Source organism: Streptococcus sp. Marseille-Q6504 (genome assembly GCF_965111625.1).
In genome coordinates this window covers 16,015-39,107 of the sequence record NZ_CBCOON010000004.1, presented here as the reverse complement: position 1 = coordinate 39,107, position 23,093 = coordinate 16,015, and the positions used below count along the sequence as shown (strand labels likewise).

Below are 23,093 nucleotides of genomic sequence, written 5' to 3'. Positions count from 1 at the left end.
AATCTTGTGATAAGAGAATCAAAAAATTCCCTCTTGCCATTTCAAAAGGGAATCATATTCATTTAGAAAACTTACTTTTTCTCAATCGGTGCTACACTAGCCAAAAGTTTTTTCAAACCGACTTCTGGGAAGTTGATTTTTAGTTCCTGAGTAGCTCCACTACCTGATACTTCAAGAACAGTTCCTTCACCCCATTTTTTATGAAGGGCAATATCACCGATAGACCAGCTAGTTTCACTAGAAGACGATTTACTAGTAGATGCAAATTGTCCAAATGGTAAACCACTTGATTGGATAGATGTAGGCGCAGTATTCCGTTTTCGTTCTTGAAGTGCCTGTGCCAGACTCATTCCTTGACCAAATGTAGTACCACCACTACTGTAAGATGCTTTAAAGCTTGTATTAGCAGGACGAGCCAAACCTTGATAGGTCAACAAATCTGAACTAATTTCATTGATAAATCGTGTCGGACGGTTATAGTTAGTCTTACCGAATAGTAAGCGAGAGTTGGCGTTGGTTAGATAGAGAATTTTCTCAGCGCGCGTGATACCTACATAGGCCAAACGGCGTTCTTCTTCCAGTTCATCAGGATCTTCAGAGGCACGACTAAGAGGAAAGACATTTTCTTCCATGCCGATAATAAAGACAACTGGGAACTCAAGCCCTTTGGCCGCGTGTAAGGTCATTAAGGTTACTTCTGACGTTTCTTGGCTATCAGAGTCCGTATCTGCAATCAAAGCCAAGTCGTTCAGGAATCGACTAAGTTTATCTAGTCCTGTTTCCTCTTCGTCACTTTCAGGATTATCATCGAAGTTTTTTGTGACAGAGAGGAACTCCTCGATATTTTCAACCCGGGCCTTGCTCTCCAATGTTGCTTGTGCATTTAGAATATCAACGTAACCTGTTTTTTCAAGGACAGCCTCAACCAACTCTGTGATTGTTAATTGGTCCAGTTGCTCCCTCAAATCCAGAATCATATTTGCAAAGTCCCAAATAGACTGGGCTGCCTTACCCTTAATTCCTGATAACATGATATTGGCTGAAGCGTCCAGCATGGACATTTCTTGCATGTTTGCGAAGTCTCGAATCTTCTCAACAGTTCCTGGTCCAATACCACGCTTTGGTTCATTGATGATACGCACAAAACTGATATTATCACTTAGGTTGGCAATGAGATTGAGGTAAGCAATGAGATCACGGATTTCTTTTCGGCTGTAGAACTTGGTACCACCAACCATAGTATAAGGAATATTGGACTTGAGCAGAGCTTCCTCAATAGTACGTGACTGGGCATTAGTACGATAAAGGACTGCAAAGTCTTTATGTAGGAAGTTTTGACTTCGACCAAGTTCATCGATGGTTTTGGCTACAAAAACAGCCTCATCTTGTTCGTCATTGGCACGATAGTAGACAATTTGTTCCCCATCCGCATTTTGAGTCCATAGATTCTTAGGACGGCGATTTTTATTGTTTTTAATAACGTCATTTGCTACTTGGAGAATGGTTTTGGTTGAACGGTAATTCTCCTCTAACAAGACAACCTTGGCATCTGGATAATCCTTTTCAAAATCCAAGATATTCTGCATATCAGCACCACGCCATCCGTAGATAGACTGGTCCGCATCCCCAACAACACAGATATTTTTAAAGCGAGAAGCCAACAGTTTGACCAGTTGGTACTGGGCATGGTTGGTATCTTGGTACTCATCGACATGGATATACTGGAATTTTTGCTGATAGTAAGTCAAGACATCAGGATTTTGATCAAAGAGACGCAAGGTCAACATAATCAAATCATCAAAGTCAACTGACTCAGATTGACGGAGTTCCTTTTGATAGGCCTCATAACATTTAGAGACAATGTTTGTATATAAATCTCCTGCTTGTGCAGCATAAGCAACATCGTCAATCAGATCATTCTTAGCATTAGAAATAGTCCCTAAAATAGAGCGTTCATTCCACTTTTTAGGATCCAAATTTAATTGCTTGAGAATGCGTTTCATCAGTGTACGCTGCTCACCTGGATCGATAATGGTAAAGTTACGATTGTAACCAATATGATCCGCATCACGACGTAAGATACGAACGCACATAGAGTGAAAGGTCGCTATCAAACAGTCCTGTGTAGCTGGATTGAGCCCATAGGCACGTTCTTTCATTTCACGAGCAGCCTTATTGGTAAAGGTAATGGCTAAAATATTCCAGGGATTAACCATCTTTTCATCAATTAAGTAGGCAATACGATGGGTCAAAACTCGTGTCTTACCAGAACCAGCCCCCGCCATGATCAGCAGTGGACCTTCTGTTGTTTGGACCGCTTCAGCTTGTCGGTCATTCATACCGTTTAATAAAGGGTTCATTTTCTCTTCCTATTCTACAAATCAATGTTTCTATTATATCAAAAAAGACTGAAAATAACTCTATTAGAGACAAGCTTCCTTTTTTCTAAAAAAAGAACACTAACAAGTGTTCTTTTTATATTAATCATGAATAGATTGTAAAAGTGTCAACAAGGCTTGAGCCGATCTGCGTCCTGCTTCTACGATAAATTCATCAAATGAAATAGAAGCTTCGTGGTTAGCATTATCACTCATGGCCCGGACAACTAGGAAAGGTAGATTAAGCGCGTGAGCTGCTTGAGCGATAGCCGCTCCTTCCATCTCAACCGCAAGCACCCGAGGAAAATGTTCTTTTATAGCTTTAATCTTATCGTCACCCGCAATAAAACTATCACCGGTCGCAATCAAACCTAAATGCCATTTTTGGTTAAGTTTAGATAAACTCTCTTGAATTAAACTGACAAACTTCTTGTCAGTTTCGAAATAGAGTGGTTGTTGGGCCATCTGACCGTATTCATAACCAAAAGCAGTCACATCAACATCATGATAAGCTAGCTTATCAGCAATCACTACATCTCCAACTTCGATTCCTTTTGCTAAAGCACCAGCTGAACCAGTGTTGATAACAGCATCTACTTTAAAGTGGTTAGCTAAGATTGCTACACTCATAGCAGACATGACTTTACCAATTCCACTCTCGACCAAGACAAGCTCGATTGAACCAATTTTACCCGTATGATACTTATTTCCTAATACCGTCTCTTCTTGAGCGTTTTCTAAATGTTGAATCAGAAAAACTAGCTCTTCTGGCATAGCTGCTATAATTCCAATTTTCATGACATTCCCCTTAAATAAATCTCATTGCTAAAACTAGCAAAATCAAGAGAAGAATAACAGCAAATAGAATCTTATTCAGTTTTGAGTTAAAAACATTTCTCTTAGTATTTTCAATTCGACGACTTTTATGGATTTGTGGTTCAACATCAATCGTTAAGGTATCTTGACTAAAACCATGGTCGCTTGAACGTGAAGCTCTATAATGTTGAGATGAAGTCGATAATATCTTTGTTTCTTGATCATCTACTAAAGTAGGACCAGAGATATCTTCACCACGATTTGCACGCTCGATTATTTCATCTGTTAATAAAGGTTTTCCCATGGGTTCCTCCCCTATTTTTCTTGTAATTCCCAGTACTGGATAGCCATGATAGTCTTGGCATCACAGATATCACCAGACTGGATCAGTTGTTTAGCTTCTTCAAGACTAACTTCAAGTAATTCTAAAGTTTCATCTTCATCCTGTGGACGTGGATTTTTAACCTTTGTCAAATCACTTGCCAAATAAAGTTTTAATCGCTCATTACAGAAACCAATAGCAGAATAGAAATCATACAAAAGAGTCAGTTTTCCAGTGTAGGCAGCTTCTTCTTCCAATTCTCGAAGGGCTGCCGCTTCAGGATCAGCGTTTTCTCCAATTTCTAGTTTTCCTGCAGGAATTTCAACAGAAACTTTTTCAATCGCCTTGCGATATTGCTTGACTAAAACAATCTTATTTTCTGGAGTAACCGCAAGAACACATACTGCACCATTATGGAAAATCAAATCTCGCTGAGCAGTTCCCTTTCCAGCAGGCAATTCAACCTGGTCTTGAACTAGCTGGAAAATAGGCCCGGTATAGATTTCTTTACGGCTAAGTGTTTTTTCTTCAAATTCCATCGTAAGCTCCTATTGGTTTTTAGGATGATGAGGGAGACGCGTTGCGTATTCGTCCTTGTTAACCTGACGTCCACGACCAATGGCAATCGCATCTGCTGGTACATCTTTTGTAATGGTTGATCCGGCACCTACAAGAGAATTATCTCCTAGCTCAACAGGAGCAATGATAGTTGAGTTAGAACCAACAAAGACATTGTTTCCGATAACTGTCTTATATTTATTTTTCCCATCATAGTTCACTGTTATAGTACCAGCACCAAAGTTGACGTCACTGCCAACTTCACAGTTACCAATGTATGTCAAATGGCCAGCTTTTGTATTTTCTCCAATGCTAGAACCTTTCACCTCAACAAAGTTTCCAATATGGACTTCTTTTGCCAGGCTAGATCCTGGACGAATATGAGCGTAAGGTCCGACTGTAACGCCATCTGCTACTGTGCTTTCTTCAATCATTGAGTTGGTAATTACAGCACCTGAACCGATAGTACTATCAACGATATAAGTTCCGTTGGTCAAAATAGTTTCTGCACCAATCTTACTAGAACCTTTGAGGGTTACATTGGCTTCAATTTGTACATCTGGAGCAATTTCAACATCCACATCAATATAAGTCGCTTCTGGATTTACAAAACTAACACCATTGACCATGTGTGCTTGATTAATACGACGACGCATTACAGCTTCTGCTGTAGCAAGTGCGACACGGTCATTTACACCGAGACTTTCATCAAAGTCTTTCAGAGTATAAGCTCCTACCTTCTCACCAGCTTCACGGAAAATCCCAATCACATCTGTAATATAGTATTCACCTTGAGCGTTATTGGTATTGATGTTTTTAAGAGCTTCAAAGAGGCGAGCATTATCAAACACATAAGTTCCTGTATTGATTTCTTTGATTTGTTTCTCAAAATCGGTCGCATCTTTTTGTTCTACGATGCGTAGTACTTCAGCATTATCATTGCGAACAATACGTCCATAACCAAATGGATCTTCAGCTTCTGCGGTAAGGATAGTGGCTACGTTCTTGTGATTCACATGAAAATCAATCAAGTTTTTCAAACTTTCACCCGTGATTAATGGTGTATCACCTGCAATAACCAATGTTTGTCCAGAAAGACCCTCAAGAATTGGTTCGGCCATCATAACCGCATGACCAGTACCCAATTGCTCAGACTGTCTCACAAAATCAGTCTGTCCTGCTAAAACTTGCTCTACAAGTTCAGCCTTATGCCCGATTACAGTAACTGTTTTTTCGGGATTAATTGCGCCCACGCTACGAAAAACATGCTCAAGCATTGAAATTCCTGCAACCTTGTGCATAACTTTAGGTAGATCTGATTTCATACGGGTACCTTTACCCGCTGCTAAAATAATTGCATAATTTGTCATATTTTTCTCTTTTCTATAGAAATTCTTTATTATTATACCACAATTTACTTCACGATACACAAATTTGTTAACCTCAACATAACGCTAATGACTGTCACTACTCCGTTTTGAGTAAATTTTTTGATTTTTTTCACAAATTACGATAAACTATAGGAGTATGAGAAAAAAAATTCGTCCAGCTTTTATAGTTATTATATTTGCTGCTTTTATAGGACTCTTGATTCTCAATCGTCCACGATTCGAAGAACATCCTGTAAAAACCAAACAAAATCCAGTTCAAATAGAAACGCAAGCTCTACATAACTTGGATAAGCCTATCATCGATATCTCTGGTTGGCAAAGACCGTCAGAGATTAACTATGATATTTTATCTAAAAATATCTCTGGTGCTATTGTTCGAGTCCACGGAGGAAACCAGATTACTACTGAGAACGATGCATCTTATACGAATGGAACAGATAAAGCTTATAAAAGTCATATCGCTGAGTTTCAAAAGAGAAATGTTCCAGTTGCTGTCTATGCATATGTATCTGGAAAAAGTGTAGAGGATATGGAAAAGGCTGCTGAAGCATTCTACAATTCAGCTTCCCCATACAATCCAAGTTACTATTGGTTAGATGTCGAAGAAAAAACCATGTCAGACATGAATAAAGGGGTTGAAGCTTTCCGTGCTAAACTAGAATCTCTAGGTGCTAAAAACATCGGTATCTACATCGGAGTTTACTTCATGGAAGAGCATAGCATCAGCACAGATAAGTTTTCAGCTATTTGGATTCCTTCCTACGGAGCTGATTCGGGCTACTTTGAAAGTTCACCAAATACAGACCTTGACTTTGATCTTCATCAATACACCTCAAAAGGTAAACTGGTTGGATTTGAACATCATCTAGACCTAAATCTTATTTCTTTGTCAAAAGATAAGGAAGAGACGTTTAGAAAATTATTTTTAAAACCTTAATTTCATTCAGCAAGCAAGATATTACTTCTGCTTGCTTTTTTTATTTCTCTTACTTTGTGATATAATACAAGAAGAGAATTTTAGAGAATAAATATGGAGAGAGTTTATGTTATCTTGGATTTCAAAAATGATTAAAGGAATTGTTATTGCGCTTGGATTTATCTTGCCAGGTATTTCTGGTGGAGTCTTGGCAGCTATTTTGGGTATCTATGAGAGAATGATTCGTTTTCTTGCCCATCCATTTAAAAATCTAAAAGAAGATATTCTTTATTTCTTACCTGTTGCTATCGGTATGTTACTAGGTATTGGGCTATTTTCTTATCCAATTGAGTACTTACTAGAGCATTATCAAGTTTATGTTTTATGGAGTTTTGCGGGTGCTATTATTGGTACAGTCCCAAGTCTTGTAAAAGAGCCTACTCAAGATTCTGAAAGAGACAAAGTCGATCTTATCTGGTTTTGGGTGACCTTTATTATTTCTGGAATTGGTCTTTACGCTTTAAACTTTGTGGTTGGTTCACTCAACGCAAGTTTCACAAGTTTTATCCTAGCAGGTGCTCTTCTTGCTCTAGGTATTTTAGTTCCAGGATTAAGCCCCTCAAATCTTCTCTTGATTTTAGGTCTCTATACCCCAATGTTAACTGGATTTAAAACTTTTGATTTATTTGGTACCTTCCTTCCGATTGGAATTGGAGCTGCTGCTACTCTTATTATTTTTTCAAAATTGATGGACTACGCTCTTCGAGTGTATCACTCTCGTGTTTATCACTTCATCATTGCAATCGTTCTTTCAAGTACACTCTTGATATTGATTCCAAATGCGGGTAATGCTGAAAGCATTAACTACAATGGTTTATCTCTTGTGTCTTATGTGATTGTAGCCTTCTTTTTTGCTCTTGGCATTTGGTTAGGTATTTGGATGAGTCAGTTGGAGGATAAATACAAATAATGGCTAAGAAAGTTAAAGTTAAAAAAACCTTAGTAGAGCAAATTTTGACTAAGGCAGGTGTTGACCATCAAGGCATTCAAATCAATGCTTTAGAAGGAGAACTTCCTTCTGGTTATAATAGAAATCATATCTTTAAGACCTTAGCATTATTGGGTGATAAGACTGGTCCGGTAATAGGAATTGTCCCTATCACCGAACACCTTTCTGAAAAGAAATTAGCAAAGATTTCTGGCAATAAAAAAGTGGCCATGATTCCTCAAAAGGATTTAGAAAAAACGACTGGATATATCCATGGAGCTAATAACCCTGTAGGTATTCGTCAAAAACACAACTACCCTATTTTTATTGATGAAACAGCTTTAAAATTGGAAAAATTGATTGTCTCTGCTGGAGAAGTCGGACACAGTATCATCATCGCACCTAAAGATCTGGCAAACTTTGTAAAAGCTAGATTTGTAGATATCTTGGAGGAAAGTAACTCATGAAACTTTACTTTGTCCGTCACGGTCGAACAGTCTGGAATCTAGAAGGTCGCTTTCAAGGGGCTGGCGGAGATTCCCCACTTCTCCCTGAATCTATTGAAACTTTAAAAGACCTGGGCCAGTATCTTAAAGATATCCCTTTTGACAAGATCTATTCGAGTGATTTACCGAGAGCTGTAAAATCAGCTGAAATTATCCAAAGTCAGCTGACAAATCCATGTCCCTTAGAAAGTGTTCCCGAACTCAGAGAATGGCACCTGGGTAAGCTTGAAGGTCTAAAAATTGCGACTTTAAATGCTATCTACCCTCAGCAAATTCAAGCCTTCAAAACTAACTTAGCTAAGTTTGATACACGCATGTTCGAAGCTGAATCACTCTACACTACAACTCAGCGGACCATCCAATTTATCAAGTCCTTAAAAAACTCTAAGGCAGAATACCTATTACTTGTTGGTCATGGAGCAAACCTTACTGCAAGTCTTCGCACGCTGATAGGCTATCAGGAAGCTCTGCTTCGTAAAGACGGAGGTTTGGCTAATGCAAGTCTAACAATTATAGAAACTGATGACTTTGAAAGATTTACTCTAAAGACTTGGAACGATACTTCTTATCAAAAAATATAGAACTTGATATTAACAATCAAGTTCTTTTTAGTTTTTATAGAATATCCGTGAATTTCTTGACTATTTATGATAAAATGGAGTATCGTGAAAAATTAATTTATTATTTCAAATTTCGATTAAAATTAGGAGGAACTCATGTCAACAGAACACATGGAAGAACTAAATGACCAGCAAATCGTTCGTCGCGAAAAAATGGCTGCGCTCCGTGAACAAGGAATTGATCCTTTCGGTAAACGTTTTGAACGTACTGCCAACTCTCAAGAACTAAAAGATAAATTTGCTGAGCTAGATAAAGAACAACTACACGAACTAAATGAAACTGCTACTATCGCTGGACGCTTGGTGACTAAACGAGGTAAAGGTAAAGTTGGTTTTGCTCACCTTCAAGACCGTGAAGGTCAAATCCAAATCTACGTTCGTAAAGATGAAGTTGGTGAAGAAAACTACGAAATCTTCAAAAAGGCTGACCTAGGAGACTTCCTTGGGGTCGAAGGTGAAGTTATGCGTACTGATATGGGAGAGCTCTCTATTAAGGCTACACACATCACTCACTTGTCTAAAGCCCTTCGTCCGCTTCCAGAAAAATTCCACGGCTTAACAGATGTTGAGACAATCTACCGCAAACGTTACCTTGATTTGATTTCAAACCGCGAAAGCTTTGAACGCTTTGTTACCCGTTCAAAAATCATCTCTGAAATCCGTCGTTACCTTGATGCTCAAGGATTCCTTGAAGTTGAAACTCCAGTTCTTCACAACGAAGCTGGAGGTGCTGCTGCCCGTCCGTTTATCACTCACCACAATGCACAGAACATTGATATGGTACTTCGTATCGCGACTGAGCTTCACTTAAAACGCCTTATCGTTGGTGGTATGGAACGCGTTTATGAGATCGGTCGTATCTTCCGTAACGAAGGAATGGATGCTACACACAATCCCGAGTTCACTTCGATCGAAGTTTATCAAGCTTATGCAGACTTCCAGGACATCATGGACTTGACTGAAGGTATTATCCAACACGTTGCTAGAGCCGTTAAAGGCGACAGTCCAGTTATCTATCAAGGAACTGAAATCAAGATTAACGAGCCATTTAAACGTGTTCACATGGTTGATGCTATCAAGGAAATTACTGGTGTAGATTTCTGGCAAGACATGACTTTCGAAGAAGCTAAAGCTATCGCTGCTGACAAGAAAGTCCCAGTTGAAAAACACTACACAGAAGTTGGTCATATCATCAATGCTTTCTTTGAAGAATTTGTCGAAGAAACTTTAATTCAACCAACATTTGTCTATGGTCACCCAGTAGCTGTATCTCCACTTGCTAAGAAAAATCCTGAAGACGAGCGCTTCACTGACCGTTTCGAGCTCTTCATCATGACTAAAGAATACGGAAATGCTTTCACTGAGCTCAACGATCCAATCGATCAGCTTAGCCGATTTGAAGCCCAAGCTAAAGCAAAAGAACTTGGTGACGATGAAGCGACTGGTATCGACTATGACTACATCGAAGCCCTTGAATATGGTATGCCACCAACAGGTGGTTTGGGAATCGGTATCGACCGTCTTTGTATGCTACTCACTGATACTACTACTATCCGTGATGTACTTCTTTTCCCAACTATGAAATAAAAACTAAACTCCTAGATGATTTCTAGGAGTTTTTTGTAGTTAAAAAGACAACCTTATCAAAGAGGTTGTCTTTTTGCTATTGAACTAGAATAATCCAAGAACAGTTCCATCACTTTCAACATCCATGTTGAGAGCGGCAGGTCTTTTTGGAAGACCAGGCATGGTCATAACATCACCAGTAAGAGCAACGATGAAGCCTGCACCAAGTTTTGGTACCAATTCACGAATAGTAATTTCAAAGTTTTCAGGTGCACCAAGAGCGTTAGGGTTATCTGAGAAACTGTATTGAGTTTTGGCCATACAGATTGGTAATTTGTCCCACCCGTTTTGAACGATTTGAGCGATTTGTGTTTGAGCTTTCTTCTCGAAATTAACCTTGCTACCACGGTAAATTTCAGTAACAATCTTTTCGATTTTTTCTTGAACAGAAAGGTCGTTGTCATAGAGACGTGTGTAGTTTGCCGGGTTTTCGTCGATTGTTTTTACGAGAGTTTCAGCTAGAGAAACTCCTCCTTCAGCTCCATCAGCCCATACGCTCGCTAATTCGACCGGTACATCGATTGAAGCACATAGTTCTTTCAAGGCTGCAATTTCCGCTTCTGTATCAGATACAAATTCGTTAATAGCAACTACTGCAGGAATACCGAACTTACGAATATTTTCAACGTGGCGTTTCAGGTTTGCAAATCCAGCACGTACTGCTTCCACATTTTCCTCTGTCAGAGCATCCTTTGCAACTCCACCATTCATTTTAAGGGCGCGAAGAGTCGCTACAATGACTACTGCACTTGGAGCTGTTGGCAAGTTTGGAGTCTTGATATCCAGGAACTTCTCTGCACCAAGGTCTGCACCAAAGCCAGCTTCTGTTACAGTATAATCAGCTAAACGAAGAGCTGTTTTTGTCGCCAATACAGAGTTACATCCGTGAGCAATATTGGCAAATGGGCCACCGTGTACGAATGCAGGTGTACCATATATTGTTTGAACCAAGTTGGGTTTAATAGCATCTTTCAAAATCAATGCCAAGGCACCCTCAACCTGTAAATCACCAACTGAAACTGGTGTGCGGTCATAACGGTAGCCGATGACGATATTAGCCAAACGACGTTTCAAATCTTCAATATCAGTTGCCAAACAAAGGATAGCCATGATCTCTGAAGCAACTGTGATATCAAAACCATCTTCACGTGGAATACCATTAAGTGGACCACCAAGACCAACAGTTACATGACGAAGAGCACGATCATTCAAGTCAACAACACGTTTCCAGAGAATACGACGTTGGTCGATTCCTAGCTCATTTCCTTGGTGTAAGTGATTGTCAATCAAGGCAGAGAGAGCATTGTTGGCAGTTGTGATTGCGTGCATATCACCAGTAAAGTGAAGGTTGATATCTTCCATTGGTAACACTTGGGCATAACCACCCCCAGCAGCTCCACCTTTAATACCCATAACAGGGCCAAGTGAAGGTTCGCGGATAGCAATCATAGTTTTCTTACCAATCTTGTTCAAAGCATCAGCAAGTCCGATTGTAATAGTTGACTTTCCTTCACCTGCTGGAGTTGGGTTGATAGCTGTAACAAGAATCAACTTACCAACTGGATTTGCCTCAACCTCACGAATTTTATCAAAGCTTAGTTTAGCCTTGTACTTTCCATACAACTCCAAATCATCATATGAAATACCAAGTTTCTCAACAACGTCAACGATTGGTTTTAACTCAATACTCTGTGCAATTTCAATATCTGTTTTCATAAAAAACTCCTCTAGCCTCTAATGTATTAATTCATTATATCATAAAACAAGATTTTTAACAGTCATTATGATTAGTAACGTTCGTGAATATCGCTAAATGATAGGCTTTCTATATCTCTATTTAAATTTTTATATGCCTTTATAGATTTTAACTATGGATTAATATCCTATTTCCGACCCTCGTTACATCGCTTTCATTTTACTTAATGCTCATTTTTTTGTACAATAGTTCTATGGAAATTTTAGTTACTTCTGGCGGTACAAGTGAAAAAATCGATAGGGTTCGTTCTATTACCAACCACTCTTCCGGTAAACTTGGAAAAATTATCACCGAAACTCTTCTAAAGGCTGGTCATGAAGTTTGTTTGATTACCACTCTTCAGGCAGTTAAGCCAGTTAGTCATCCAAACTTAACCATCATCGAAATTAAAAATACAGCTGATTTGCTACAAGTCATGAAAGATAAGGTAATGGATTACCAGGTCTTGATCCATTCTATGGCTGTATCAGATTACACGCCTGTCTATATGACTGGATTTAATGAGGTTAAGGATAGTCAAGATTTAACAGAGTTTTTAGATAAGAAAAATCAGGAAACAAAAATCTCATCTAAGGAAGACGTCCAAGTTCTATTTCTCAAGAAGAATCCAAAAATCATATCTCTTGTTAAAGAATGGAATTCTAAGATTCACCTGATCGGATTTAAATTATTAGTTGATGTCAGTCGTGAATACTTGATTCAAATTGCTCGGGAAAGTCTTGAAAAAAACAAAGCTGATATAATTGTTGCTAATGATCTCACACAGATTAATGCTGAACAACATATCGCATATCTAGTTGAAAAAGCTAACTTCCAAACTGCTATGAGTAAACATGAAATTGCTGATTTACTCCTCGAGAAAATCAACAGTTATGACTAAAAGAAAGGAATTTTATGGCTCGTATTACACTCGCTATTACAGGATCTATTGCCGCATACAAGACAGTTGACCTAGTTAGTTCTTTGAAAAAACAGGGGCATTCAGTTACTGTTCTTATGACTCAGTCAGCAACAGAATTCATTCAGCCATTAACTTTACAAGTACTATCACAAAATACTGTACATCTCGATGTCATGCACGAACCTTTTCCAGATCAAGTGAATCACATTCAAATAGGAAAAGAAACAGATTTATTTATCGTAGTTCCTGCGACAGCCAATACAATCGCTAAATTAGCTCACGGTTTTGCTGACAATATGGTGACTGCTACTGCTCTTGCTTTGCCACACTTTGTACCTAAACTATTGGCTCCAGCTATGAACACAAAGATGTATGACCACCCTGCGACCCAAGCTAATCTTAAAACTTTAGAAGATTATGGTTATACAATTGTTTCTCCCAAAGATTCTCTACTCGCCTGTGGGGATACAGGTCGTGGTGCTCTCGCTGATCTCAAAACTATTTTACAAGAAATAAAGGATAAAATTCATGAAAAAACGCTCTAATATTGCTCCAATCGCTATCTTTTTTGCCATTATGATTGTTATTCATTTACTAAGCTCGATTTTATTTAATGTACTTCCCTTTCCAATCAAACCAACCATCGTTCACATTCCAGTAATTATTGCAAGTATTATCTACGGACCAAGAATTGGCGCAACCTTAGGTTTTCTGATGGGAATGCTTAGCTTAACGGTTAATACTCTCACAATCCTGCCAACAAGCTATCTCTTCTCACCATTTGTACCAAATGGTAACTTCTATTCAGTTGTGATCGCAATTGTTCCTCGTATCTTAATCGGTTTGACACCTTATTTCGTCTATAAACTATTAAAGGGAAGAGCTGGACTCATCTTTGCAGGTGCACTTGGTTCACTCACGAATACAGTTTTTGTCTTAGGCGGTATCTTCTTCCTTTTCGGAAGTGTTTTTGATGGAAATATTCAAAAACTATTGGCTACTGTTATCTCAACAAACTCAATTGCAGAATTAGTTATCTCGGCTGTTTTAACTGCTCTCATTGTTCCAAGACTAGAAAAAATTAAACAATAAAAAACTGTATCAAGAGATACAGTTTTTTATTTATTACTGGGCTAAACGAGCCTCTTCTAAAATCTTTTCAATCTTTGTTGTCAGTAAATCAATTGCTACTGTATTTGTCACTCCTTCTGGAATAACGATATCTGCATAACGCTTTGTTGGCTCGATAAATTGATGATACATAGGTTTTACGACACCAAGATACTGATCAATGACGCTATCCAAACTACGACCACGTTCTTCCATATCGCGTTTAATACGACGGATGATACGAACATCATCATCAGTGTCCACAAAAATCTTGATATCCATCAAATCACGAAGGCGTTTGTCTTCTAAAACCAAAATTCCTTCTACGATAAATACATCTTGAGGTTCTTGGCGATAGGTTTTCGAACTTCTTGTATGGGCAGCATAATCATAGGTAGGAATATCAACAGGACGTCCTGCCAACAATTCCTTAATTTGCGCAATCATCAAGTCAGTATCAAAAGCAAAAGGATGGTCATAATTAGTCTTAATACGTTCTTCAAAGGTTAAATGAGATTGATCTTTATAGTAGGAATCATGCTCAATCATGGCAATTTTTTCATTTGGGAAATGGGATAAGATTGCTTTAGAAACACTGGTTTTTCCTCCACCAGATCCCCCTGTTACTCCGATAATGATTGGTCTGTTTTGCATAGTTGCCTCCGTATTTTTCCTTTGTCTATTTTACCATATTTTTAGAAAATTTTACAGGTGGACTTTTTAAATTAGAATAAAAAAACCTTGTAGTTTTGTCCTACAAGGTTTTAATGTTTTTAATCAAAGTTAACGTATTCTTTTGAAAGTTCAAGAACTTCTTCCATTGTTGAACATTCAGTAAGAGCACGGTTAGCGTATTCTTGCATCTTAGCTGTGTCAAGTTTCTTCATCAAGCTACGTGTGCGAAGAACAGATGTAGCTGACATAGAGAACTCATCTAAGCCCATTCCGACAAGAAGTGGAACAGCAGTTTGGTCACCAGCCATTTCACCACACATACCAGCCCATTTACCTTCAGCGTGAGCTGCTTTGATTACGTTGTTAATCAAACGAAGGATCGATGGGTTATATGGTTGGTAAAGGTATGAAACTTGTTCGTTCATACGGTCAGCAGCCATTGTGTATTGGATCAAGTCGTTTGTACCGATTGAGAAGAAATCAACTTCTTTAGCAAATTGGTCAGCAAGCATAGCTGCAGCAGGAATTTCAATCATGATACCAACTTGGATATCATTCGCAACAGAAACACCTTCAGCAACCAATTTTGCTTTTTCTTCTTCAAGAATAGCTTTAGCAGTACGGAACTCTTTCAACAAAGCAACCATTGGGAACATGATACGTAATTTGCCGTGAACAGATGCACGAAGCAAAGCACGCAATTGTGTACGGAACATTTGGTTACCAGTTTCAGAGATTGAGATACGTAAAGCACGGTAGCCCAAGAATGGGTTCATTTCTTTAGGAAGATCGAAGTAAGGAAGTTCTTTATCCCCACCGATATCCATTGTACGAACAACAACAGGTTTACCGTTCATACCTTCAAGAACTGCTTTGTATGCTTCGTATTGGTCGTCTTCAGTTGGGAAGTCTTGAGAATCCATGTACAAGAATTCTGTACGGTAGAGACCAACAGCTTCAGCACCATTTTCGTTCACACCTTCAACGTCTTTAGGTGTACCGATATTTGCTGCCAACTCAAAGTGTTTACCATCTGCAGTAACAGTTTTAGCATCTTTCAAAAGAGCCCATTCAGCTTTTTGTTTAGCGTAAGCTTCACCAGCTGCTTTGAATTCTGCAATTTGTTCTTCAGTTGGGTTGATAACCACTTCACCTGAAATACCTGAAACAGCCAAAATGTCACCATCTTTTACAAGTTCAGTGATATTGTTTGTACCCAAGACAGCTGCAATTTCAAGTGTACGAGCCATGATAGCTGAGTGACTTGTACGTCCACCAATGTTTGTTACAAAAGCTTTTACAAAGTTTTTGTCCAATTGAGCAGTATCAGACGGAGTCAAGTCATGTGCAATCACAATCACTTCTTCATTGATTGAAGCTGGGTTTGGCAGTTTCTTGCCAAGAAGATTTGCCAAAACACGTTTGGTAACGTCGCGAATATCCGCTGCACGTTCCTGCATGTATGGGTTGTCTTCCATGCCTTCAAAGATTGTGATAAACATGTCTGTAACTTCTTTCAGACCTGCTTCTGCATTTACTTTCTTAGCACGAATTGTTTCTTTAATCTGACCGATCAATTCAGGGTCAGCAAGAACCATCAAATGAGCGTCAAATACTTGCGCCGCTTCTTCACCAAGCGTACCTACAGCCTTCTCGCGGATAAGAGAAAGCTCGTTTTGAGAAGCTTCAAGAGCAACATCCAAACGAGCCTCTTCTGCATTTGTATCTTCGACTGTAATAGTCTCGAATGATAAATCCGGTTGAACGAGTAGATATGCTTTAGCAACTGCAACACCATCAGATGCTGCGATTCCTTTAAGCATTTCTGTCATATCCTTATGCCAATCCTTCTTTTTCCATTGTTTCTGAGATAGCAGCGATAGCGTCATCAGCGTCTGCACCTTCAGCAGTGATTGTAACGTCAGCACCTTGACCAACACCAAGGCTCATAACACCCATGATAGATTTAAGGTTAACTGATTTACCTTTGTACTCAAGAGTAATATCTGAAGCAAATTTGCTAGCAGTTTGTACCAACAATGTTGCTGGACGTGCGTGAATACCTGTTTCTGCCACTACGTGGAAATCTTTAGAAGCCATAATTTGACTCTCCTTTAAATGTTTTCTTTTTGAGTTATATCTGATAACCCTTACAATTTGGTATTATATCACCTTCTAGGATTTTTTTCAAGTATTTTATGGGATTTCTTCTTTTTCCTTTCAGATAACTTGCTGAAAATCTTCTATTTTATGTATCAAAATACATCATGTAGTTTTTTATAATTTTAACATTTAGAAAACGCTGTTATTTATGGGTTTTATTTTTTGCAATCACTATATATTGTGTTCAGATAACTCTCATCTAAAAAAAATCTACAATATTTAGTTCTTCTTCGTTGACAAAGATTTTTTTTCTGATATACTTAAGAAGTAATTAAATTTTGAAAGAGGAGTTACAGAATGGTAACCGTTTATTCTAAAAACAATTGTGTTCAATGTAAAATGACCAAACGATTCTTAGATAGTAACAAAATCGCATATCGCGAAATCAATCTTGATGAACAACCTGAATTTATTGAACAAGTTAAAGAGCTAGGCTTCAATGCTGCTCCTATCATTCAAACACCAACTGAAGTTTTCTCTGGTTTCCAACCAGCAAAACTTAAAGAACTTGCTTAAGTATCAGGATTAAAAGCTTCTATGTCAATCTTAGAAGCCTTTCTTTTGTAATGAATTAAAGGAAATTTTATGGGATTAAAACAACTTGAGGACGTAACTTACTTCCGTCTAAATAATGAAATCAACCGTCCTGTTAATGGACAAATCATGCTCCACAAAGATAAAGAAGCCTTGGACGCTTTCTTTAAAGAAAATGTTGTGCCAAATTCTATGGTTTTTGATTCTATCACTGATAAAATCGATTACCTTATTAAACAAGACTATATCGAAACAGCGTTTATCAAGAAATATCGTCCAGAATTCTTAGAAGAGCTTTACCAATTTATTAAGGATCAAAACTTCCAATTCAAGTCTTTCATGGCAGCATACAAGTTTTACAATCAATATGCCTTGAAAACTAATGACGGAGAGTACTATCTTGAGAGCATGGAAGACCGTGTCTTCTTTAACGCTCTTTACTTTGCTGATGGTGACGAAGCTATCGCAATTGATATTGCCAATGAAATCATCCACCAGCGTTACCAGCCTGCTACACCTTCTTTCTTGAATGCGGGCCGTGCACGTCGTGGTGAATTGGTATCCTGTTTCTTGATTCAGGTAACTGATGATATGAACTCTATTGGACGTTCTATCAACTCAGCTCTTCAACTTTCACGTATCGGTGGTGGTGTCGGAATTTCCCTCAGCAACCTTCGTGAAGCTGGAGCACCTATCAAAGGGTATGAAGGTGCTGCTTCTGGTGTCGTACCAGTTATGAAGCTTTTCGAAGACAGCTTCTCTTACTCTAACCAACTGGGTCAACGTCAAGGGGCTGGGGTTGTTTACCTTAACGTCTTCCACCCAGACATTATTGCTTTCCTTTCTACTAAGAAAGAAAATGCTGATGAAAAAGTTCGTGTCAAGACTCTTTCACTTGGTGTTGTGGTACCAGATAAATTCTACGAATTAGCACGTAAGAATGAGGAAATGTACCTTTTCAGCCCATACTCTGTAGAAAAAGAGTATGGCGTACCTTTCAACTATATCGATATCACAGAAAAATACGATGAGTTGGTAGCAAATCCAAACATCCGTAAGACAAAAATTAAGGCCCGTGATTTGGAAACAGAAATTTCTAAATTGCAACAAGAATCTGGCTATCCTTATGTAGTCAATATCGATACTGCTAACCGTGCAAATCCTGTCGATGGTAAGATTATCATGAGTAACTTGTGTTCAGAAATTCTTCAAGTTCAAGAACCAAGTCTTATCAACGATGCGCAAGAATTCCTTCAAATGGGTACTGACGTTTCATGTAACCTTGGTTCAACAAACGTTGTAAATATGATGACATCACCTGACTTTGGACGTTCTATTCGTGCAATGGTTCGCGCTTTGACCTTTGTAACAGATAGCTCTCACATCGTTGCTGTTCCAACTATCGACCACGGAAATAGCCAAGCTCATACATTTGGACTTGGTGCCATGGGGCTTCACAGCTATCTTGCTCAGCAATTAATCGAATATGGATCTCCTGAGTCTGTTGAATTTACAAGCATCTACTTTATGCTTTTGAATTACTGGACTTTGGTAGAATCAAACAATATTGCGCGTGAACGTGGCATTACCTTCCACAACTTTGAGAAATCAGACTATGCAAATGGTACTTATTTCGATAAGTATACGTCTGGTCAATTTGTTCCAAAATCTGATCGTGTTAAAGAACTCTTTGAAGGAATCTTTATCCCGTCTGCAGCTGATTGGGCTGAACTTCGTGATAAAGTTAAAGCAGATGGACTTTACCACCAAAACCGTCTTGCTGTTGCGCCGAATGGTTCTATCAGCTACATCAATGACGTGTCTGCTTCTATCCACCCAATCACTCAACGTATTGAAGAACGTCAAGAGAAGAAAATTGGTAAGATTTACTATCCTGCTGCAGGATTATCAACTGAAACTATTCCTTACTACACTTCTGCCTATGACATGGATATGCGTAGAGTTATCGATGTCTATGCTGCTGCAACTGAGCACGTAGACCAAGGGCTTTCACTCACTCTCTTCATGCGTAGTGATATCCCAACAGGTCTTTACGAATGGAAGAAAGAGAACAAACAAACAACACGTGACCTATCTATCCTTCGTAACTACGCCTTTAACAAGGGCATTAAGTCTATCTACTACGTTCGTACCTACACAGATGACGGCGGTGAAGTTGGTGCTAACCAATGTGAAAGCTGTGTGATTTAAAATCTCACTAAAATCTTGTTTACAAAGATAAGGTAACATCAAAAAGTCGGAGTACCGACTTTTTGTGCGGTAACCCAATCACACAAGGATAGAACATTCATCACTATTTTAATAAAATCAAAAGAAAGAGATTTGTAATGGAAACTTACTACAAAGCCATTAACTGGAATGCTATCGAAGATGTCATCGATAAATCAACCTGGGAAAAACTAACTGAACAATTTTGGTTGGATACACGTATTCCCTTATCTAATGACTTAGATGACTGGAGAAAGTTATCAAATCAAGAAAAAGACTTGGTAGGAAAAGTCTTTGGCGGTTTGACACTTTTGGATACCATGCAGTCTGAAACAGGGGTAAATGCTCTTCGCGATGATATTCGTACTCCTCACGAAGAAGCTGTTTTTAACAACATCCAATTTATGGAATCTGTCCACGCTAAATCTTATTCTTCTATTTTCTCAACCTTGAATACCAAGACTGAGATTGAAGAAATCTTTGAATGGACTGATACAAACCCATATCTTCAGAAAAAGGCACAAATCATCAATGAGATTTACCTTAACGGAACACCACTTGAAAAGAAAGTGGCTAGTGTATTCCTTGAAACCTTCCTCTTCTACTCTGGTTTCTTCACTCCACTCTACTATCTAGGAAATAACAAGTTGGCAAACGTTGCTGAAATCATCAAACTCATCATTCGGGACGAGTCAGTACATGGAACATATATTGGTTATAAATTCCAACTTGGTTTCAACGAATTACCAGAAGAAGAGCAAGAAAAGTTAAAAGACTGGATGTACGACCTGCTCTACACTCTTTATGAAAATGAGGAAGGTTATACAGAAAGCCTTTATGATGGTGTCGGTTGGACTGAAGAGGTTAAAACCTTCCTTCGCTACAACGCCAATAAAGCTCTTATGAATCTAGGACAAGATCCTCTCTTCCCTGACTCAGCTGACGATGTAAACCCAATTGTTATGAATGGAATTTCAACTGGTACTTCCAACCACGACTTCTTCTCTCAAGTTGGTAACGGATATCTACTTGGCGAAGTCGAAGCTATGCAGGACGATGATTATAACTATGGATTAGACTAATTAAGAAATATAAAAACATCTGAGTTAAAAACAAACACAGATGTTTTTTGTTTTTGTTTATTTTTGTTTTATTTAAGTTGCTTAGATGTTTAAAATGTGATAAAATAATATTGGATACGGGGGTGATTCAATGCTAAAACAAGAAAAACTAGATGTGATTTTAGAGATTGTCAATACGAGAGGAACCATCACAGTCAAAGAAATAATGAATCGTTTAGATATTTCTGATATGACTGCTCGACGTTATCTGCAAGAGTTAGCTGACAAGGATCTACTTGTTCGAGTGCATGGAGGTGCTGAAAAACTTCGTTCTGGTTCTCTATTAGCAAATGAACGCTCGAATGTCGAAAAACAAGGTCTTCAGATTGCTGAAAAACAAGAAATCGCAAAATTTGCTGGTCATTTAGTCGAAGAAAGAGAAACGATTTTTATCGGTCCAGGTACTACTCTTGAGTTCTTTGCGCGTGAACTTCCAATAGATAATATTCGTGTGGTAACAAATAGCCTTCCTGTTTTCATTATCTTGAATGAACGAAAGTTGACTGATTTAATTTTGATTGGTGGAAATTATCGAGAAATCACCGGTGCCTTTGTCGGAACCTTAACGCTCCAAGATATCGAAAGTCTTCAATACTCTAAAGCTTTTGTTAGTTGCAATGGTATAAAAGATCATGCTATCGCTACTTTTAGCGAAGATGAAGGCGAAGTCCAAAAGCTAGCATTAAATAATGCTAATAAAAAGATTCTTCTTGCTGACCACAGTAAATTTAATAAGTTTGATTTTTATACTTTCTATAACATTGCTGATATTGATACAATTATTTCAGATTCAAAACTTAGCCAAGAAACCCTAAAAACTTTGTCTAAACAAACAAAAATTATTAAATCGACACCTTAAAAAGTCTCACCATTGGTGAGACTTTTTTTATCGTTAAATCTACTCAATAAGGCCTGTTTCAGCTACTTTCTTATACCAATGAGCTGATTTCTTAGGATAACGTTCTTGTGTATCGAAATCAACGTAGAAGAGTCCGTAACGTTTTTCATAACCATTGGACCATGAGAAGACGTCCATGAGTGACCAGATGAAGTATCCTTTGACGTTTGCACCATCGGCAATCGCATCAGACAATACTTCCAAATGTTGTTTCACATAATCAATACGGCCATCATCGTAAACAGTGTTGTCCACAAATTCATCTTTGTAGCCCAGTCCGTTTTCAGTGATGTAGATTTTCTTATAGTTTGGATAGTCTTTCTTGACGCGCATGATTTGGTCATACAAACCTTGAGGATAGATAATCCAGTCCCAGTCAGTGCGAGGTACATAGTCAGGAGCTACACGACGACCAACACCTTTGATTTGGTATTTGGAGCTTCCTTTTTCACCTTTACCATTATGAATGATTTCTGTTTCGCCATCAAAGGCTTCCATCCAATCACTCATGTAGTAGTTAATTCCAAGGAAGTCATTCAGGTCTTTAGCTGCTTCAAGTGCCACAAAGTCTTCGTCTCGAAGATCCAACTCACCCCCATTAACTGAAAGAATGTGGTTTACACCTTCCATGGTTGCATCTGAATAGTGACCAAGGTAGGTTGCGTCCAAGATAAATTTGTTGTGAATGATATCTTCCAACTCAGCAGCCCGAACGTCTGCAGGATTTTTAGGATCTAATGGATACTTAGTTGGAAGGGCGTGAACAACCCCGATTTCACCTTTGTAGCCTTTGTCTTTGTACAATTTCACAGCACGTGCATGAGAAACCATCATATTGTGGTGTGATTGGAAAACTTTCGCAAGGTCATATTGAATACCTGGTGGGAATTTACCGACCAAGTATTGACCGTCACCGATTGGGCCGATTTCATTGAAAGTAGTCCAGTAGTTGACTTCTGGAAATTCTTCGAAACAGAAGGCAGCATAATTTACAAAGTGTTCGATGTTTTCACGGTTCAAGAAATCTCCATTTGAGTGAAGAGCCTCAGGAGTATCAAAGTGGTGAAGAGTTACGAATGGTTCTACATGACGTTTATGACATTCTGCAAATAACTTATGATAGAATTCTATCCCTTTTGGGTTTACTTCGCCATAGCCAGTTGGGAAAATACGTGACCAAGCGATCGAAATCCGAATACCGTTGACGCCATATTCTTCAGCCAACTGTAAGTCTACTGGATATTTATGGTAGAAATCACTTGCTGGTTCTGCTGTATACCAATAGTTATCTGCTAAGTATTTGTCCCATGCAACAGGTCCTTTACCGTCTGTATGAGTCGCACCTTCTGCTTGATAGGCAGCCGTTGCCCCACCAAAAATAAAATCTTTAGGAAGTGTTTTTGTCATTTTTTCACCTATTTCTTGATTGTATAAAATGAAAAGTGAGTGGAGAGGAGTTAGTGAGCCATCCATCTCCATCTCACTTCTTGTTCCAAGCCACCGTATTGTGACATGAGGAGGTAAAAACGATATATTTTTACCGACGAATTAACAAGGCGATTAGGAAAATCGCCATAGCGATTTC

At 38.6% G+C, this 23,093-nt stretch carries 22 protein-coding genes; 12 read left to right on the top strand and 10 right to left on the bottom strand.

Annotated elements, in window-relative coordinates:
• Positions 1 to 71: 71 nt before the first annotated feature.
• The 5 genes from pcrA to glmU form a co-directional block, all read right to left on the bottom strand.
• Complete coding sequence (gene pcrA / locus ACWPUA_RS05280) at positions 72 to 2,360, bottom strand: DNA helicase PcrA (protein WP_454379608.1); 2,289 nt, start codon at positions 2,358 to 2,360, stop codon at positions 72 to 74.
• Positions 2,361 to 2,480: 120 nt separating this feature from the next.
• Entirely contained in the window at positions 2,481 to 3,176 is a 696-nt protein-coding gene (locus ACWPUA_RS05275) for a 5'-methylthioadenosine/adenosylhomocysteine nucleosidase (protein ID WP_454379606.1), read from the bottom strand.
• Positions 3,177 to 3,186: 10 nt separating this feature from the next.
• On the bottom strand, positions 3,187 to 3,498 hold the full coding sequence (macP, locus tag ACWPUA_RS05270) for a cell wall synthase accessory phosphoprotein MacP (RefSeq protein WP_006151759.1): 312 nt from the start codon (positions 3,496 to 3,498) through the stop codon (positions 3,187 to 3,189).
• 11 nt (positions 3,499 to 3,509) lie between these two features.
• Entirely contained in the window at positions 3,510 to 4,055 is a 546-nt protein-coding gene (locus tag ACWPUA_RS05265) for an NUDIX hydrolase (protein WP_454379604.1), read from the bottom strand.
• Positions 4,056 to 4,064: 9 nt separating this feature from the next.
• Complete coding sequence (glmU, locus tag ACWPUA_RS05260; protein ID WP_454379602.1) at positions 4,065 to 5,444, bottom strand: bifunctional UDP-N-acetylglucosamine diphosphorylase/glucosamine-1-phosphate N-acetyltransferase GlmU; 1,380 nt, start codon at positions 5,442 to 5,444, stop codon at positions 4,065 to 4,067.
• A gap of 157 nt (positions 5,445 to 5,601) precedes the next feature.
• Here glmU and ACWPUA_RS05255 point away from each other — a divergent pair, with 157 nt between their 5' ends.
• From ACWPUA_RS05255 to lysS, 5 genes are all read left to right on the top strand, one after another.
• Positions 5,602 to 6,402, top strand: a complete 801-nt coding sequence (locus ACWPUA_RS05255) for a glycoside hydrolase family 25 protein (RefSeq protein ID WP_006151636.1) — start codon at positions 5,602 to 5,604, stop codon at positions 6,400 to 6,402.
• Between the two features lie 106 nt (positions 6,403 to 6,508).
• A complete protein-coding gene (locus ACWPUA_RS05250) occupies positions 6,509 to 7,351 on the top strand; it encodes a DUF368 domain-containing protein (protein ID WP_454379600.1) in 843 nt (280 codons plus the stop codon).
• Positions 7,351 to 7,836 (top strand): aminoacyl-tRNA deacylase, encoded by a 486-nt coding sequence (locus tag ACWPUA_RS05245; protein WP_414286658.1) that lies wholly within the window; start codon positions 7,351 to 7,353, stop codon positions 7,834 to 7,836. Before ACWPUA_RS05250 ends, ACWPUA_RS05245 begins: the two co-directional genes overlap by 1 nt.
• Positions 7,833 to 8,456: a histidine phosphatase family protein gene (locus tag ACWPUA_RS05240; RefSeq protein ID WP_254724163.1), complete on the top strand. Its 624-nt coding sequence runs from the start codon at positions 7,833 to 7,835 to the stop codon at positions 8,454 to 8,456. Before ACWPUA_RS05245 ends, ACWPUA_RS05240 begins: the two co-directional genes overlap by 4 nt.
• 135 nt (positions 8,457 to 8,591) lie before the next feature.
• Positions 8,592 to 10,082 carry a lysine--tRNA ligase gene (gene lysS, locus ACWPUA_RS05235; RefSeq protein WP_254724162.1) on the top strand — a complete coding sequence of 497 codons (1,491 nt, stop codon included), beginning with the start codon at positions 8,592 to 8,594 and terminating at the stop codon, positions 10,080 to 10,082.
• A gap of 84 nt (positions 10,083 to 10,166) precedes the next feature.
• On the opposite strand, the gene ACWPUA_RS05230 is transcribed toward lysS, so the two are convergent.
• Positions 10,167 to 11,837, bottom strand: coding sequence for a formate--tetrahydrofolate ligase (locus ACWPUA_RS05230; RefSeq protein ID WP_254804052.1), 1,671 nt, complete (start codon positions 11,835 to 11,837; stop codon positions 10,167 to 10,169).
• Between the two features lie 233 nt (positions 11,838 to 12,070).
• Between ACWPUA_RS05230 and coaB the strand changes: the two genes are divergently transcribed.
• From coaB to ACWPUA_RS05215, 3 genes are read left to right on the top strand one after another with little or no spacing between them, the layout of a single operon-like run.
• Positions 12,071 to 12,757: a phosphopantothenate--cysteine ligase gene (gene coaB / locus ACWPUA_RS05225; protein WP_223333002.1), complete on the top strand. Its 687-nt coding sequence runs from the start codon at positions 12,071 to 12,073 to the stop codon at positions 12,755 to 12,757.
• A gap of 14 nt (positions 12,758 to 12,771) precedes the next feature.
• A complete protein-coding gene (gene coaC / locus ACWPUA_RS05220; RefSeq protein ID WP_223333000.1) occupies positions 12,772 to 13,323 on the top strand; it encodes a phosphopantothenoylcysteine decarboxylase in 552 nt (183 codons plus the stop codon).
• Entirely contained in the window at positions 13,307 to 13,870 is a 564-nt protein-coding gene (locus ACWPUA_RS05215) for an ECF transporter S component (RefSeq protein WP_454379597.1), read from the top strand. The genes coaC and ACWPUA_RS05215 overlap by 17 nt, the downstream gene beginning before the upstream one ends.
• A gap of 33 nt (positions 13,871 to 13,903) precedes the next feature.
• Here ACWPUA_RS05215 and udk read toward each other — a convergent pair whose 3' ends face one another.
• From udk to ACWPUA_RS05200, 3 genes are all read right to left on the bottom strand, one after another.
• Positions 13,904 to 14,542: a uridine kinase gene (gene udk, locus ACWPUA_RS05210; RefSeq protein WP_004253618.1), complete on the bottom strand. Its 639-nt coding sequence runs from the start codon at positions 14,540 to 14,542 to the stop codon at positions 13,904 to 13,906.
• Positions 14,543 to 14,661: 119 nt separating this feature from the next.
• Positions 14,662 to 16,395 (bottom strand): phosphoenolpyruvate--protein phosphotransferase, encoded by a 1,734-nt coding sequence (gene ptsP, locus ACWPUA_RS05205; RefSeq protein WP_414287101.1) that lies wholly within the window; start codon positions 16,393 to 16,395, stop codon positions 14,662 to 14,664.
• A gap of 4 nt (positions 16,396 to 16,399) precedes the next feature.
• Positions 16,400 to 16,663 carry a phosphocarrier protein HPr gene (locus ACWPUA_RS05200; RefSeq protein WP_000146952.1) on the bottom strand — a complete coding sequence of 88 codons (264 nt, stop codon included), beginning with the start codon at positions 16,661 to 16,663 and terminating at the stop codon, positions 16,400 to 16,402.
• Positions 16,664 to 17,023: 360 nt separating this feature from the next.
• Here ACWPUA_RS05200 and nrdH point away from each other — a divergent pair, with 360 nt between their 5' ends.
• The 4 genes from nrdH (at position 17,024) to ACWPUA_RS05180 (ending at position 21,469) form a co-directional block, all read left to right on the top strand.
• Positions 17,024 to 17,242, top strand: coding sequence for a glutaredoxin-like protein NrdH (nrdH, locus tag ACWPUA_RS05195; protein ID WP_036757515.1), 219 nt, complete (start codon positions 17,024 to 17,026; stop codon positions 17,240 to 17,242).
• A gap of 69 nt (positions 17,243 to 17,311) precedes the next feature.
• On the top strand, positions 17,312 to 19,471 hold the full coding sequence (gene nrdE, locus ACWPUA_RS05190) for a class 1b ribonucleoside-diphosphate reductase subunit alpha (protein WP_036757517.1): 2,160 nt from the start codon (positions 17,312 to 17,314) through the stop codon (positions 19,469 to 19,471).
• A 137-nt stretch (positions 19,472 to 19,608) separates the two neighbouring features.
• Positions 19,609 to 20,571, top strand: a complete 963-nt coding sequence (nrdF, locus tag ACWPUA_RS05185; protein WP_036757519.1) for a class 1b ribonucleoside-diphosphate reductase subunit beta — start codon at positions 19,609 to 19,611, stop codon at positions 20,569 to 20,571.
• A 130-nt stretch (positions 20,572 to 20,701) separates the two neighbouring features.
• The gene (locus ACWPUA_RS05180) at positions 20,702 to 21,469 is read left to right on the top strand and encodes a DeoR/GlpR family DNA-binding transcription regulator (RefSeq protein WP_004253596.1); all 768 of its coding nucleotides are present in this window, start codon (positions 20,702 to 20,704) and stop codon (positions 21,467 to 21,469) included.
• A 39-nt stretch (positions 21,470 to 21,508) separates the two neighbouring features.
• Here the strand turns inward: ACWPUA_RS05180 and lacG are convergent, their stop codons facing one another.
• Positions 21,509 to 22,915: a 6-phospho-beta-galactosidase gene (gene lacG / locus ACWPUA_RS05175; RefSeq protein ID WP_454379592.1), complete on the bottom strand. Its 1,407-nt coding sequence runs from the start codon at positions 22,913 to 22,915 to the stop codon at positions 21,509 to 21,511.
• Between the last annotated feature and the right edge of the window lie 178 nt (positions 22,916 to 23,093).

What these genes read in the sequence shown, in the direction of transcription:
- lysS (WP_254724162.1), top strand. Translation starts at nt 8,592, where the DNA reads ATGTCAACAGAACACATGGAAGAACTAAATGACCAGCAAATCGTTCGT.
- ACWPUA_RS05215 (WP_454379597.1), top strand. Translation starts at nt 13,307, where the DNA reads ATGAAAAAACGCTCTAATATTGCTCCAATCGCTATCTTTTTTGCCATT.
- ptsP (WP_414287101.1), bottom strand. Translation starts at nt 16,395, where the DNA reads ATGACAGAAATGCTTAAAGGAATCGCAGCATCTGATGGTGTTGCAGTT.
- udk (WP_004253618.1), bottom strand. Translation starts at nt 14,542, where the DNA reads ATGCAAAACAGACCAATCATTATCGGAGTAACAGGGGGATCTGGTGGA.
- ACWPUA_RS05230 (WP_254804052.1), bottom strand. Translation starts at nt 11,837, where the DNA reads ATGAAAACAGATATTGAAATTGCACAGAGTATTGAGTTAAAACCAATC.
- coaC (WP_223333000.1), top strand. Translation starts at nt 12,772, where the DNA reads ATGGCTCGTATTACACTCGCTATTACAGGATCTATTGCCGCATACAAG.
- ACWPUA_RS05275 (WP_454379606.1), bottom strand. Translation starts at nt 3,176, where the DNA reads ATGAAAATTGGAATTATAGCAGCTATGCCAGAAGAGCTAGTTTTTCTG.
- nrdE (WP_036757517.1), top strand. Translation starts at nt 17,312, where the DNA reads ATGGGATTAAAACAACTTGAGGACGTAACTTACTTCCGTCTAAATAAT.
- coaB (WP_223333002.1), top strand. Translation starts at nt 12,071, where the DNA reads ATGGAAATTTTAGTTACTTCTGGCGGTACAAGTGAAAAAATCGATAGG.
- pcrA (WP_454379608.1), bottom strand. Translation starts at nt 2,360, where the DNA reads ATGAACCCTTTATTAAACGGTATGAATGACCGACAAGCTGAAGCGGTC.
- ACWPUA_RS05250 (WP_454379600.1), top strand. Translation starts at nt 6,509, where the DNA reads ATGTTATCTTGGATTTCAAAAATGATTAAAGGAATTGTTATTGCGCTT.
- ACWPUA_RS05180 (WP_004253596.1), top strand. Translation starts at nt 20,702, where the DNA reads ATGCTAAAACAAGAAAAACTAGATGTGATTTTAGAGATTGTCAATACG.
- ACWPUA_RS05245 (WP_414286658.1), top strand. Translation starts at nt 7,351, where the DNA reads ATGGCTAAGAAAGTTAAAGTTAAAAAAACCTTAGTAGAGCAAATTTTG.
- ACWPUA_RS05240 (WP_254724163.1), top strand. Translation starts at nt 7,833, where the DNA reads ATGAAACTTTACTTTGTCCGTCACGGTCGAACAGTCTGGAATCTAGAA.
- lacG (WP_454379592.1), bottom strand. Translation starts at nt 22,915, where the DNA reads ATGACAAAAACACTTCCTAAAGATTTTATTTTTGGTGGGGCAACGGCT.
- glmU (WP_454379602.1), bottom strand. Translation starts at nt 5,444, where the DNA reads ATGACAAATTATGCAATTATTTTAGCAGCGGGTAAAGGTACCCGTATG.
- ACWPUA_RS05255 (WP_006151636.1), top strand. Translation starts at nt 5,602, where the DNA reads ATGAGAAAAAAAATTCGTCCAGCTTTTATAGTTATTATATTTGCTGCT.
- ACWPUA_RS05200 (WP_000146952.1), bottom strand. Translation starts at nt 16,663, where the DNA reads ATGGCTTCTAAAGATTTCCACGTAGTGGCAGAAACAGGTATTCACGCA.
- macP (WP_006151759.1), bottom strand. Translation starts at nt 3,498, where the DNA reads ATGGGAAAACCTTTATTAACAGATGAAATAATCGAGCGTGCAAATCGT.
- ACWPUA_RS05265 (WP_454379604.1), bottom strand. Translation starts at nt 4,055, where the DNA reads ATGGAATTTGAAGAAAAAACACTTAGCCGTAAAGAAATCTATACCGGG.
- nrdH (WP_036757515.1), top strand. Translation starts at nt 17,024, where the DNA reads ATGGTAACCGTTTATTCTAAAAACAATTGTGTTCAATGTAAAATGACC.
- nrdF (WP_036757519.1), top strand. Translation starts at nt 19,609, where the DNA reads ATGGAAACTTACTACAAAGCCATTAACTGGAATGCTATCGAAGATGTC.